Annotated in this window: 12 protein-coding genes; 8 read left to right on the top strand and 4 right to left on the bottom strand. The window is 69.3% G+C overall.

The genetic code is table 11. The features are described from left to right. Nucleotides 1-30: 30 nt before the first annotated feature. The 4 genes from ACQEVG_RS26315 (at nucleotide 31) to ACQEVG_RS26330 (ending at nucleotide 4,710) form a co-directional block, all read left to right on the top strand. The gene (locus ACQEVG_RS26315) at nucleotides 31-1,242 is read left to right on the top strand and encodes an MFS transporter (RefSeq protein ID WP_432988182.1); all 1,212 of its coding nucleotides are present in this window, start codon (nucleotides 31-33) and stop codon (nucleotides 1,240-1,242) included. A gap of 107 nt (nucleotides 1,243-1,349) precedes the next feature. Beyond that, complete coding sequence (locus ACQEVG_RS26320; RefSeq protein ID WP_432988184.1) at nucleotides 1,350-2,651, top strand: UDP-glucose dehydrogenase family protein; 1,302 nt, start codon at nucleotides 1,350-1,352, stop codon at nucleotides 2,649-2,651. Between the two features lie 168 nt (nucleotides 2,652-2,819). After that, nucleotides 2,820-4,019 (top strand): glycosyltransferase, encoded by a 1,200-nt coding sequence (locus tag ACQEVG_RS26325; RefSeq protein WP_432988185.1) that lies wholly within the window; start codon nucleotides 2,820-2,822, stop codon nucleotides 4,017-4,019. Nucleotides 4,020-4,065: 46 nt separating this feature from the next. After that, nucleotides 4,066-4,710 (top strand): hypothetical protein, encoded by a 645-nt coding sequence (locus tag ACQEVG_RS26330; protein WP_432988187.1) that lies wholly within the window; start codon nucleotides 4,066-4,068, stop codon nucleotides 4,708-4,710. A gap of 49 nt (nucleotides 4,711-4,759) precedes the next feature. Here the strand turns inward: ACQEVG_RS26330 and ACQEVG_RS26335 are convergent, their stop codons facing one another. Beyond that, nucleotides 4,760-5,614 (bottom strand): ATP-dependent DNA ligase, encoded by an 855-nt coding sequence (locus ACQEVG_RS26335; protein ID WP_432988189.1) that lies wholly within the window; start codon nucleotides 5,612-5,614, stop codon nucleotides 4,760-4,762. Between the two features lie 47 nt (nucleotides 5,615-5,661). Next, a complete protein-coding gene (ligD, locus tag ACQEVG_RS26340) occupies nucleotides 5,662-6,546 on the bottom strand; it encodes a non-homologous end-joining DNA ligase (protein WP_432988191.1) in 885 nt (294 codons plus the stop codon). Nucleotides 6,547-6,595: 49 nt separating this feature from the next. On the opposite strand from ligD, the gene ACQEVG_RS26345 reads away from it, so the two are divergent. Further along, the gene (locus tag ACQEVG_RS26345) at nucleotides 6,596-7,639 is read left to right on the top strand and encodes a Ku protein (RefSeq protein ID WP_432988193.1); all 1,044 of its coding nucleotides are present in this window, start codon (nucleotides 6,596-6,598) and stop codon (nucleotides 7,637-7,639) included. Between the two features lie 35 nt (nucleotides 7,640-7,674). Here the strand turns inward: ACQEVG_RS26345 and ACQEVG_RS26350 are convergent, their stop codons facing one another. Next, nucleotides 7,675-8,265, bottom strand: coding sequence for a TetR/AcrR family transcriptional regulator (locus tag ACQEVG_RS26350; protein WP_432988195.1), 591 nt, complete (start codon nucleotides 8,263-8,265; stop codon nucleotides 7,675-7,677). A 45-nt stretch (nucleotides 8,266-8,310) separates the two neighbouring features. On the opposite strand from ACQEVG_RS26350, the gene ACQEVG_RS26355 reads away from it, so the two are divergent. From ACQEVG_RS26355 to cobM, 3 genes are all read left to right on the top strand, one after another. After that, on the top strand, nucleotides 8,311-9,207 hold the full coding sequence (locus ACQEVG_RS26355) for a DUF2867 domain-containing protein (protein ID WP_432988197.1): 897 nt from the start codon (nucleotides 8,311-8,313) through the stop codon (nucleotides 9,205-9,207). An 81-nt stretch (nucleotides 9,208-9,288) separates the two neighbouring features. Continuing rightward, complete coding sequence (cbiE, locus tag ACQEVG_RS26360; RefSeq protein ID WP_432988199.1) at nucleotides 9,289-10,536, top strand: precorrin-6y C5,15-methyltransferase (decarboxylating) subunit CbiE; 1,248 nt, start codon at nucleotides 9,289-9,291, stop codon at nucleotides 10,534-10,536. After that, nucleotides 10,533-11,312: a precorrin-4 C(11)-methyltransferase gene (gene cobM / locus ACQEVG_RS26365; RefSeq protein ID WP_432988201.1), complete on the top strand. Its 780-nt coding sequence runs from the start codon at nucleotides 10,533-10,535 to the stop codon at nucleotides 11,310-11,312. Before cbiE ends, cobM begins: the two co-directional genes overlap by 4 nt. Before the next feature lie 5 nt (nucleotides 11,313-11,317). Here cobM and ACQEVG_RS26370 read toward each other — a convergent pair whose 3' ends face one another. Further along, a complete protein-coding gene (locus ACQEVG_RS26370; protein ID WP_432988203.1) occupies nucleotides 11,318-12,469 on the bottom strand; it encodes a cobalt-precorrin-5B (C(1))-methyltransferase in 1,152 nt (383 codons plus the stop codon). Nucleotides 12,470-12,474 lie beyond the last annotated feature (5 nt).

Here is a 12,474-nt window from a genome sequence, read left to right on the forward strand (position 1 = left end):
GATACCCATAGACCTTGAGTAGGAACCTCAATGAGCTTGTCCGTCGCCCTACCGTCCCGTCTGTGGACGTCGAACTTCGGCCTCTATTTCGTCGCCCGCGTCGTCTCGCAGGTGGGCGACACGATGATCCCGGTCGCGACGGCGGTCGCGATGTTCTCGCTCGGATACGGCGTGAGCGGTATCGGGTTCGCGCTCGGTGCCTGGATGGGCGCGTTCGCGCTCTTCGTCGTGTTCGGAGGGGTGTTCGCCGACCGGTTCCATCCCAGGCCGCTGATGATCGGCGCGGACGTCGCCCGGTTCCTGGTCCAGGGCTTGCTCGCGATCTATCTCTGGCTCGGGCACCCGCCGCTGTGGATCATGATCGTCGGGGCACTGGTCGGCGGTATCGCGACGGCGATGTTCCAGCCGGGCACGTCGAGCCTGGTGCCCCAGGTCGCCGCCGACGCGCAGAAGGCCAACGGGGTGCTGCGGGTGAGCGAGGGGTTCGCCACGATGGCCGGCCCGGCGCTCGCCGGGACACTGGTCGCCGCGACGTCGCCGGCCTGGGTGTTCGGGATGGACGCGGCCACCTTCGCGGTCAGCGGGATCTGCATGGTGGCGCTGCGGCTCCCCCCGTTCGAGGTGGACCGGACCGCCTCCACGCTCACCAACCTCCGCACCGGATGGGATGAGTTCCGGTCCCGGTCCTGGTTGTGGGGGGTCATTCTGATCTGGTGGGTGCTGGGCGTGTTCGTCTGGGGCCCGATCACCCCGCTCGGCGCCGCGTCGATCATCGAGGCGCACGGCAAGGCCGCCTTCGGCTACGCCGAGGGGGCGTTCGGCGCGGGCTGTGTCGTCGGCGGCCTGATCGCGATACGCATCCGCCCCGCCCGCCCGCTCCTTGGCGGCGGCATCGCGATGCTCCTGTTCCCGCTGATGCCGCTGGCGGCCGCCCTGGTCCCCGCCCTGCCGCTGGTCATGCTCGGGTACGCGGTGAGCGGGATCGGCTGGGCCTTCTGGGGCGTCCAGTGGTCCACCACGGTGCAGACCCAGATCCCCGAGGACCGGCTCAACCGGGTCGCCGCCTACCAGGTCGCCGGTTCCATCCTCGCTGTCCCGCTCGGCCAGGTGATCGCGGGCCCCGCCAGCAGCCTCGTCGGACTCCACCGCCTCCTGCTGGTCGCCACCGTGGCCGCTCTCGGCTGTGCCATCGCCCTGCTCGCCAGCACTCCCATTCGCGGCCTGCGGCGCATCCCGAAGTGAGACCGGGCCGCACCCGGCCGACCACCCGGCGAGTCCTTTGTCGAACATGTCAGGCAAATCCAGAACTTGGCTTTCGGAGGATTGAGATCTTGCGCGCACGGTATCGAATGACAGTGATCGGAACCGGCTATCTCGGAATCACTCACGCTGCATGTATGGCGGAGCTGGGCTACGAGGTCCTGGGCCTGGACATCAATGCGGAGAAGGTCCGTCAGCTGAACAACGGCGAGTTGCCGATCTACGAGGGCGGCCTGGACGAACTACTGCGACGGGGCCTGGAATCAGGAAATCTGAAGTTCACCACCTCTTTTCAGGAGGCAGCCGAGTTCGGTGATGTGCATTTCTTGTGCCTGGGCACGCCGCAAGTCGGAGGTGGGTGCGCTGCGGACACCTCGCAACTCGATGCGGCAGTTGAGGCTCTGGCGCCGCACCTGGAGAGGCAATGCCTCGTCGTCGGAAAGTCCACGGTGCCGGTGGGGACGGCTGAACGGCTCGCTCACAAGCTGATCGATCTCGCACCGTCCGGTGCGGCCGTCGACCTGGCGTGGAACCCTGAATTCCTGCGTGAAGGGTTCGCCGTCAAGGACACGCTCAGTCCCGACCGCATTGTCCTCGGTGTGCGCACCGAGGCCGCTGAGAAGACGCTTCGTGATATCTACCAGCCCCTCGGTGACATCCCATTGGTGGTAACCGATTTCGCCACCGCCGAGCTCGTGAAGGTTGCGGCGAATTCGTTCCTGGCCACGAAAATTTCGTATATAAATGCCATGGCCGAGGTGTGCGAGGCCGCTCACGGCGACGTTATGGCATTAGCCGAGGCCCTGTCCTATGACGACCGTATCGGCAGGCGTTTCCTGAGCGCCGGAATCGGGTTCGGCGGTGGCTGCCTGCCGAAGGACATCCGTGCCTTCATGGCCCGCGCCGAGGAACTGGGTGCCGGCGAAGCGCTGTCGTTCCTGCGCGAGGTCGATGCCATCAACATGCGTCGCCGTGCCCGGGCCGTCGACCTGGCGCGTGAGCTTGCGGGCGGATCGCTCGAGAACTGCGCCGTGGCCGTCCTGGGAGCGGCCTTCAAGCCGGATTCGGACGATATCCGCGATTCGCCCGCCCTCGCGGTGGCGAAGGCGATCGAACAGGAAGGCGGACTCGTCTCCGTGTACGACCCGGTCGCGCTGGACAATGCCCGTAAGGCTTATCCCGAGCTGAGCTACGCCGGCTCCGCGATCGAGGCGGCACAGGGGGCACGTGTTTCGCTTCTGCTTACCGAATGGTCGGACTTCACGGAGCTTGACCCGGAAGAATTCGGCTCGGTGGTTGCTGCGCGCAACATTGTCGACGGACGTAACGTCCTTGACCCGGTTGTCTGGCGGGCGGCCGGGTGGAACTTCCGGGCTCCGGGGCGTCCCTGAGGCCGACCGAATTCCCTGCGCGTGCAATGGCGCCGCGCCACCCATGGCAGGTCCCGTAGAACCACTTGCCCGAGTTGAGACCTGGAGTGCGTGAAAGTGTCCCCACCTGATCCGCGACTGGCCGGAATCATAGTTGTGAACGAGAGATATTTTCCCGAAAGTGAGTTAGTGCCGGCGAACGTCGGCGCCACATCGTTCTCCCGCTCCGTGTTGCGCTGTCTTCAGCGGGCCGGCCTCTCCGCCGGGATAATTCTCTACAAGCGAGATGAGCGGCTGGACGAGCCCCGGGTCGATATCGTATGCCGGTCGGGCGTCATATGCGCGATCCTTCGGTTCAATTTCGACATGAGCGAAGGTGCGGTGAGCCGCGCCATCGCCGAGGCCGCGACGCTTCTGCTGGCCGAGCACGGCATGAACGGCCAGGGGATGCTCTACTACCAGACGGACGCGCTGCTGGGATTCCATCCGGAAGAGTTCGCATGCTGCGTGACTCACCATGGACCTTTCGTGTACGACTTCATCGGGACGTTCCCCGCGGTGGCGACCGGAAGGGCGTTCGGTGACGCCGGCAAAGCGCTGCACCTGCTGAAGCACCAGGAGTTGGGCCTGAGCAAGGTCCGGTCGAGCGAACGAATGTTTGTGCTGCAGCACTCGCATCTGCAACGGGAGCATCTGGTCAGCCGGGGTGTCGATGAGCGACGCATACGCGCGGTACGGCCGCCCATCGCGCTGATAGAGGAGCCGGAGACCCTTGAGGACGAGAACCTCCGGGCGTTCGCCGAGGACGCCGAGCTGCTTGTGTTCACCGCGGTCGCTCGACTGGACTACTTCAAGAACGTCGAACTGCTCGTCGACGGCTGTGTCCAGGCGCGCAGGCGTGGCGTACCTCTTCGGATCCTGGTCGTCGGAGACGGCACTGACGACGATGTCGCGCGGGAGGGGCTTCGAGCCCGTGTACCGGCAGAGCACGCAGCGGAGTTCATGGCGATCGGGAAGCTCTCCAAGCCTCAACTCTATGCCCTGTTCGGCCAGGTGAGGTCCAACGGGATCTTCGTCTGCCCCTCGCGGTACGAGACGCTCGGTATCACTCCGCTCGAGGCTGCGCTCTCCGGTATCTGCACCCTGATGACCGACTCCGACAAGGTGGAAGCGCGCAGGTTCTTTCCCGCCGCTCATCGGTTCGGACCCAGCAGTGACGGTCTTGCCGATGCGATCGAGCGCATGCACGCGAGTCACTTGGGCGTTGAGCAGCTGGGCAAGGAACTGCAGGCAACTATTTCGGCCGAGATCTCCGAGGAGAATTTCGAGCGCGACACCCTCAGCGCCTGGCGCCACTTTTCGCGAGCCGCACAGAGGCTCAATGTCTGACCTGCCGACGGCAGAGCGTCCTCAAGACCTTACGCAGGGAGCAGCGATGGGATTCCACGAAACGATCTCGCCCGACGGCCTCCCGGTGCGCGCCGCGCACCGGCGCAATCCGTACGAGTACCTGATGAACGGTCAGCAGCTCGACGAGCTGCTGACGCGGCTGGGCCAACGCCGCGCGGCCAGCATCTGGCGCAACCGCACCGTGGCCGCGGAGCGCGCGCCTCGTGATGTCTACCCGCGACCGTGCATGGCGTTCGTCCTGATGGACCCGACCGCGGGACCGTGGGTGTCCAATGCGGATGCGGTCCTGGGTGTGATCACCGTAGGTGAGGGTGGATCTACGTTCCTGCCCTACGCCGCGGCCAAGGCGGCCGGGCATCGACGCCTGGGCCGTAACTACGGTGAAGCGGTCCTCGTCGACCCGCACCTGTGCGGTGACGGAAACTTCCGGTACGGCCACTCCGCGCGGGTCCGCGGCCAGATCGTCGGCTCCAGCTCGCAGACACCGGACCAGGACCTGTACGAGGCCGCGGCACTCGCCACCGACCTGGTCAACGAGTTGGCCGAGCTGCATCTGGCCTGGGAGGAGCGCACCGGCCCCGGCGAGTGGTTCACCGGCGACGGCCGCCCGGGTGCGGAGTACTCCGCGATGGTGGAGTGGTTTCCCAGCAGCGACAACGCCGCCGTCTGAGGCCGGCGACGTCGGATGGGGGAAGGCCCGCGTCCTCGCGTGTCGGTGCTCACCCATCGGGCCGTACGCGGACGAAACGGGCGGTCTCGTGGCGTCCGGCTGCCTGGCGCAGTTCGACGAGGAGAGGCGCGGTGAGCATCCGCACGGGCCCGTGGTCCGGGTGGTCCGTCAGCTCTCCCAGGCGACCGCGTACCAGCTCGCCGACCTGCCGGGACTGCGTCGGGGTCAAGCGAGGCGACGTCTTCACGGTGCGATCGTCGGGAAGCTGGACGAGAAGGGCCTGCGGCCGCTCCACCGGGCCGAAAACGCCGAGTAGCGCGCCGTCCCGTGTATCGGAATGCCGGATCTTCCGCCAGGCCCAGGTTCCTCCTGCCCGATAGGGCGAGCTCAGTGCTTTCGCCACGATCCCCTCGACGCCCACGGCTCTCATGTCGCGAAACCACACGTGGGCGGTTTCCTCGTCCAGCGTTGCCAGCACACGCTGGAGGGGTGGGCCCACGTCCTGCAGCGAGGCTCCGAGCAGCTCCCAACGCTCCCTCAGGGGCAGGGCCCTGACATCCCGACCTGGAACAGCGAGAATGTCGAACGCGATGTAGGACACGGGGACTCCCAGCCGCTCGCGATCACGGTGCGACCGGAGCAGGTCGGTAAAGCTCAATCGCCCCTCCCGGTAGGCGCACAATTCACCGTCCAACACGATTCCCGGCGGCACGTTCTCGCCCAGATATCCGGCGATCTCGGGGAATTCTCTGGAGAGGTCTCTTCGTGAGCGAGACTGCAAGAAGACTTTTCCGCCCTCGAGGATGAAGGCGAGGGCGCGGAAACCATCGAGCTTGAGGGAGTACTGAAAGCCTCCGGGCGTGCTGCCCGGCTCGGGGATCTCGTCCGCCGGCCGGGGGCGCATGACGTCGACGGGTGGTCGTAGGGCTACTGCCGGCGACGACCGCGCGTTCATGGCAGCGGCCCGGCCCGGCCGGGATCGAGGAGCGGGCCGAGCAGATCCCCGTACCGCTCGACCCGTGGCGCGATGTCGTCGATCCGGAAGACGAGGTCCGCCGGCGACCCGGCCTCCTCGACCTCCTCCCAGGAGACGGGCGCCGAAACGGTGGGCTCGGTACGGGCGCGCAGCGTGTAGGGGGTCGCGGTCGTCTTCTTCGAGGAGTTCTGGCTGTGGTCGACGAACACCTTGCCCGGCCGCAGGGAGCGCTTCATCCGGTGCAGGATCAGCCCGGGCTCCGCCGCCTCGCCCTCCACGGCCAGGCTCTTCGCATACGCCGACACCTGCGCGGAGGGGGTGCGCTCCAGCGGCACCAGGATGTGCAGCCCCTTGGAACCGGAGGTCTTGGCGTACGCGTGCAGCCCGTCGGCGGCCAGCCGATCGCGCAGCCACAGCGCGACGGCGCAGCACTCGACGACGGTCGCGGGGGCGCCCGGGTCGAGGTCGAAGACCATGCGGTCGGCCATGCCCGGCTCGTCCGCCTGCCACTGGGGCGTATGGAACTCCACCACCAGATTCGCCGCCCACATCAGCGAGGCCAGGTCCTCCACGACGACCTGGTGCGCGTGCTTGTCCTCGGAACGCGGCACTGCGACGGTCCGTACCCAGGACGGCGTACCGGGTGGCGGATTCTTGGTGAAGAACACCTCGCCGTCCGGTCCGTCCGGATATCTGAGGAAGGAGAGCGGCCGGTTGCGCAGATGGGGCAGGATCGCGTCGGCCGTGGTGGCGTAGTAGTGCAGGATCTCGCCCTTGGTGGTCCCGGTGGCGGGGTGGATGACCTTCTCCAGGTTGCTGAGCGCCAGCCGTCGCCCCTCCACGTCGGTGATCGGCGTCATACGATGAGAATCCCACGAATCCTGAAATTTCGGATGAAAGGGATCAAAGGTGCGATCCATATGGAACGGCGCGATCTCCTTCGGCCTGGTCAGCATCCCGATCAAGCTGGTGAACGCCACCGAGAACCACTCCATCTCCTTCCGCCAGATCCACACCGCCGACGGCGGCCGGATCCGCTACCGCAAGGTCTGCGAGCTGGAGGAGAAGGAAGTCCCGACCGAGGAGATCGGCAAGGGGTACGAGGCCGCGGACGGGTCGATCATCCCGATCACGGACGAGGACCTGGCGTCTCTGCCGCTCCCCACCGCGAAGACGATCGAGATCGTGGCGTTCGTGCCCGCCACGCGGATCGATCCGCTCCAGATGGACGCGGCGTACTACCTCGCCGCGAACGGCGTCCCGGCCGCCAAGCCGTACACGCTGCTGCGTGAGGCGCTCAAGCGCAGCCAGAAGGTCGCCATCTCCAAGTTCGCCCTGCGCGGCCGGGAGCGGCTGGGCATGCTGCGGGTCGTCGACGATGTGATCGCCATGCACGGACTGCTGTGGCCGGACGAGATCCGTTCCCCCCAGACCGTGGCCCCGGACACCGAGGTGACGGTGCGGGAGGCCGAACTCGACCTGGCCGATGCCCTGATGGACACACTGGGTGAGGTCGACCTGGACTCGCTGCATGACGACTACCGGGCGGCGGTGGAGGCGATGATCACGGCAAAGGTGGAGGGCGGCGGGGTACTGCCGGAGGCCGAACCGGTGGAGCGCGGTGGGCAGGTCATCGACCTGATGGCGGCGCTGGAGAGCAGTGTGCGGGCGGCGAAGGAGGCGCGGGGGGAGGAGGGCGCGGAGGTCGCCGAGGTCACGTCGATCAAGGGGCGCAAGCGGGCGGCGAGTGCGCCGAAGGGGTCGGGAGGGAAGAAGTCGACGACGGGGGCCGCGAAGAAGACGGCGGCGAGCAAGTCGACGGCGAGCAAGTCCACGGCGAGCAAGTCCACCGCGGGGGCGAAGAAGACGGCCGCGAAGAAGACTGCGACGAAGAAAACGGCGGCGAAGTCCACGGCCAAGAAGGCCACTCCGAAGAAGCGCGCCTCGGCCTGACCACCGGGTCTCCGCCCCGAGCCCCGCGCAGCCACCTACTCGCGTCGCAGCAGGTTGTCCAGCACCGATTCGAGATAGCCCTGGCGCTCCGGACCCACCGGCAGCGCCTCCGGCACCGCATGGCTCAACTGTGTGTGTCCCAGATAGCTCGTGTACGCCAGCAGCCCACGCCGGCGCGCCTCCTGAGGCGGGAATCCCAGTTCCTCGAAAAGGTGCGCGACGTAGCCGACCCGACGCTCCGTCACCCGCTGCAGCACGGGCGCGACGTGGGGGTCGTCGGCGGTGGCGAGCAACGAGACCTCGAGCGGGTCATCCGCGGCCAATGCCGTCGCCTGCGCGAAGAGGGTACGCAGCCGCCGCTCCGGGTCCGGCTCGGCCTCCAGCGCAGTGATGATCTCTTCGGTGTCGATCTCCTCCCAGCGGACCAACGCCGCCTCGATCAGCGCGTCCCGGCTGGCGAAGTGCCAGTAGAAGCTGCCCTTGGTGGTGCCGAGACGGGCGGCCAGCGGCTCCACGGCGACCCCGGCAAGACCGCGCTCCCCGATGGCGGCGAGCGCCGCATCGGCCCAGTCGCGTGCCGTGAGTCTCTTGCGGGACTGCCCCGCCCGCTCTTCCCTCATGTCCATACGCTACCGTACGGTGAAACATACGCCACCGTATGGAGGTGCGTCATGCGCACGGTACGGAACGTCCACGAACGCAACGTCGACGCCCCGGTCGAGGTGGTCGGCGCCCTGCTCGACCGCGTCTCGTCCCCCGACGACCCGCTCAGCCCGACCCCTGTCTGGCCCCCGATACGCTTCGACGGCCCCCTCGCCGTCGGGGCGGACGGCGGCCACGGCTTCATCCGTTACTCGGTGGGTGCGTACGACCCCGGGCGCCGTATCCGCTTCGACTTCGCCCCGCCGTCCAACGGCTTTCACGCCCTTGAGCTGGAGCCACTGGACGGAGGCGGCTGCCGGGTCCGCCATGTCCTCGAACAGAAGCAGGGCCTGAAGTCATCGCTGCTCTGGACGCTGGTGATCCGCCCGCTGCACGACACGATGATCGAAGAGCTCTTCGACAACGTCGAACGCGCCGCGACACCCGGCGCCCTGGCCCGGCCCTACCGATGGACCCGCCGCGCGCGCCTGCTGCGCCGGCTGATCTGGGTCAGACCGGTCGCCACGGCAGTCCCCACCGCGGCCACGCTGGCCCACCAGGCCTTCGACCGTCCGGACTTCGCGGACGCCTGCCGCATCCCGCTGGCCCCGGGGATGCCCCTCGACCCCGTGGCCTGGCACGGTGTCCTCCCGTTCGAGATCAAGGCGACCGCCCCGAACGAGCTCCTGCTCGGCGAGGACGCCGGGCATCTGGACTTCCGCGCCTCGGTACTGATCGCCGACGACGACGTCACGCTCACCACGGTGGTGAAGTTCCACAACTGGCGCGGCAGGCTCTACTTCGCCGTCGTACGCCGCTTCCATCCTCTGATGGCCCGCATGATGCTGCGCCGGGCCCACCGCCGGCTGGCCTTCGCGGCGCCACCGGCCCCCGACCGGACAGCACCCGTACGGACGGACGGCTGACGGCAGGGCACGGGCAACAGGCCTCCCGGCCGCCCAGTAGAGTGCGCCTTCGTTCTCTCTCCGTCCCCGAGGTGTACGTCCGTGAGTCCCGCTTCCCCCACCACACCGGCAGTGACCGTCGTCGGGATCGGAGCCGACGGGTGGGAAGGGCTGCCCGCCGTCTCGCAAGCCGCCCTCATCGACGCCGAGGTCGTCGTCGGCGGCCCGCGTCAGCTGGAGTTGCTGCCGGAGGTGTGCGCGGGGGAGCGGGTCGGCTGGCCGTCGCCGCTGCGGCCCGCCGTGCCCGGGCTGCTCGCCGCACACGCCGGGCGGCGCATCGCCGTGCTGGCCAGCGGTGACCCCATGTTCTACGGGATCGGGCGGGCGCTCACCGAGGTGCTCGGCGCCGACGCGCTGCACGTACTTCCGCATCCGTCCTCCGTGTCGTACGCCTGCGCCCGCCTGGGCTGGCCGCTGGAGGACACCGAGGTCGTGACGCTCGTGGGCAGGCCCATCGCGCAGCTCGGCGCGGCCCTGCACGACGGGCGACGGCTGCTCGTGCTCAGCGCCGGGGCCACCACGCCCGCCGAGGTCGCCGGCTTCCTGCGCGAGCAGGGGTTCGGCCCCAGCCGGATGCGCGTCCTCGAACAGCTCGGCGGCGAGCGCGAGGCGCAGGCGGACGGGACCGCCGGCGGGTGGGAACGGCCGCCCGGCGACCCGCTGAACGTCATCGCCCTCGACTGCCGCCGCGCGCCCGGCGCCCTGCGGCTCGGCGCCGTGCCGGGGCTGCCGGACACCGCGTACGAACACGACGGGCAGCTCACCAAGCGCCATGTGCGGGCCGCCACGCTCGGCGCGCTCGCACCCGCGCCCGGCGAAACCCTCTGGGACATCGGCGGCGGCTCCGGCTCCATCGCCGTCGAGTGGATGCGTACGCACCGGTCCTGCCGGGCCGTGACCGTCGAACGCGACCCGGTGCGGGCCGAACGGATCGCCCGCAACGCCGAGCAGCTCGGTGTCCCCACGCTGCGGGTGGTCACGGGAGCGGCACCCGCTGCCCTGACCCGACTTCCCACGCCGGACGCCGTGTTCATCGGCGGCGGCCTGACCGTGCCCGGCCTCATCGAAGCGTGCTGGGAGGCGCTGCCCGCCGGCGGGCGTCTGGTGGCCAACACCGTGACCCTGGAGTCCGAGGCGCTGCTCGCCGACTGGTACCGGCGGCACGGCGGCGACCTCGTACGTCTCGCGGTCGCGCACGCCGTCCCCGTCGGCGGCTTCACCGGCTGGCGACAGGCCATGCCCGTCACCCAGTGGGCCGCAACCAAGTCTGGATCTGGAGAAAAGCGATGACTGTGTACTTCATCGGCGCCGGCCCCGGCGCCGCCGACCTGATCACTGTGCGCGGCGCCAGGACGCTCGCGGCGTGCCGGGTCTGTCTGTACGCGGGCAGCCTGGTGCCGCGCGAACTGCTCGCCGAATGCCCGCCGGACGCCCGTCTGGTGGACACCGCGCAGCTCAACCTGGACGAGATCACGGCCGAGCTGATCCGCGCGCACGAGGAGGGCGACGACGTGGCGCGGCTGCACTCCGGCGATCCGTCCGTCTTCAGCGCGGTCGCCGAGCAGATGCGCCGCCTCGACGCGGCGGGTGTGCCGTACGAGATCGTGCCGGGCGTGCCTGCGTTCGCGGCCGCGGCCGCCGCGCTGAAGCGGGAACTGACCGTGCCGACGGTCGGCCAGACGGTCATCCTCACCCGGATCGCCAACCGCGCCACGGCCATGCCCGAGGGCGAGGACCTGGCGACGCTGGGCCGCAGCGGGGCGCTGATCGTGCTGCATCTGGCCACGCGGTATGTGGACCGGGTGGTCGAGGAGCTGGAGCCGCACTACGGGGCGGACTGTCCGGCGGCGGTGGTGGCGATGGCGAGCCGTCCGGACGAACTGATCCTGCGCGGCACACTGGCGGACATCGCGGACCAGGTGAAGGCGGCGGGTGTGCTGCGCACGGCGGTGATCATGGTGGGGCGGACGTTGGGGGCCTCGCAGTTCGGGGACAGCCACCTGTACTCGGCGGAACGGGAGAGGCGGGGGTTCTGCGCGCCGGTCCCGGGGGCGCCGGTCGCCTGAACATCTCAAGCCCGTCCGGCGATTGAGGACGAACCCCCCGGCCCGCGCGCAGTGCAGCGGCCCACCACGGCGCCCCCGCGGTCGATGCAGACCACGTCCACCTCCACCGGTGCTCCCCGCAGCACACCCAGCGCCTGGTCCCGCGCCGCCACCGCCACCAGGTCGCCCAGCCGGACGCCGCGCGCAGCGCACAACTGGAGTGCGGCCAGGCCCGTGTTCGCCGCGGCCACCTCGGCTGCCAGGGAATCGGACGCGCCGCCCGTACGAGCCAGTTCCGCCAGGAAGCCCTTGTCGACCTGGGAGCGGGCCGAGTGCAGGTCCAGATGGCCCGCCGCCAGTTTGGACAGCTTGGCGAAGCCGCCGCAGAGGGTGAGCCGGTCCACCGGATGCCTGCGTACGTACTTCAGCACCGCGCCCGCGAAGTCCCCCATGTCCAGCAGCGCGTCCTCCGGGAGGTCGTACAGAGCCATGACCGTGTTCTCGGACGTCGACCCGGTGCAGCCCGCGACATGCGTGCGCCCCGCCGCCCGCGCCACATCCACACCGCGCCGGATCGAGTCGATCCAGGCCGAGCAGGAGTACGGGACGACGATCCCGGTCGTCCCCAGGATGGACAGACCGCCCAGGATCCCCAGGCGCGGATTCCAGGTCGAGCGGGCGATCTCCTCACCATGGTCGACGGAGACGGTGATCTCGACGTCGCCCGTCCCGCCGTACCGCTCGGCGACCAGCGCGACATGCTCGCGCATCATCTGCCGCGGCACGGGATTGATCGCGGGCTCGCCGACGTCCAGCGGCAGTCCGGGCCGCGTGATCGTGCCCACACCCGGCCCGGCGGCGAAGACCACCCCGGCCCCGCGCGGCGCGGCCCGTACCGTCGCACGGATCAGCGCGCCGTGCGTGACGTCCGGGTCGTCACCCGCGTCCTTGACCACGCCCGCCATCGCCCGGCCGTCCGCCAGCTCCTCCGCGGCCAGCGCGAAGGACGGCGTCTGCCCCTTCGGCAGTGTGATCGTCACCGGGTCGGGAAAGTCGCCGGTCAGCAGCGCGGTGTACGCCGCGGTCGTCGCGGCGGTCGCACAGGCCCCGGTCGTCCACCCGGACCGCAGACCGGTGTGCTTCAGTTGGGCGCTGCGCCCGCCCTTCGCTTCACTCATGAACG

This window comes from Streptomyces sp. CA-135486 (assembly GCF_050936555.1).
Lineage (GTDB): Bacteria > Actinomycetota > Actinomycetes > Streptomycetales > Streptomycetaceae > Streptomyces.

Bases quoted from the DNA above. Each gene is read 5' to 3' on its own strand.
- ACQEVG_RS26315 (WP_432988182.1), top strand. From the start codon at position 31: ATGAGCTTGTCCGTCGCCCTACCGTCCCGTCTGTGGACGTCGAACTTC.
- ACQEVG_RS26330 (WP_432988187.1), top strand. From the start codon at position 4,066: ATGGGATTCCACGAAACGATCTCGCCCGACGGCCTCCCGGTGCGCGCC.
- cobM (WP_432988201.1), top strand. From the start codon at position 10,533: ATGACTGTGTACTTCATCGGCGCCGGCCCCGGCGCCGCCGACCTGATC.
- ACQEVG_RS26370 (WP_432988203.1), bottom strand. From the start codon at position 12,469: ATGAGTGAAGCGAAGGGCGGGCGCAGCGCCCAACTGAAGCACACCGGT.
- ACQEVG_RS26350 (WP_432988195.1), bottom strand. From the start codon at position 8,265: ATGGACATGAGGGAAGAGCGGGCGGGGCAGTCCCGCAAGAGACTCACG.
- ACQEVG_RS26320 (WP_432988184.1), top strand. From the start codon at position 1,350: ATGACAGTGATCGGAACCGGCTATCTCGGAATCACTCACGCTGCATGT.
- ligD (WP_432988191.1), bottom strand. From the start codon at position 6,546: ATGACGCCGATCACCGACGTGGAGGGGCGACGGCTGGCGCTCAGCAAC.
- ACQEVG_RS26355 (WP_432988197.1), top strand. From the start codon at position 8,311: ATGCGCACGGTACGGAACGTCCACGAACGCAACGTCGACGCCCCGGTC.
- ACQEVG_RS26335 (WP_432988189.1), bottom strand. From the start codon at position 5,614: ATGCGCCCCCGGCCGGCGGACGAGATCCCCGAGCCGGGCAGCACGCCC.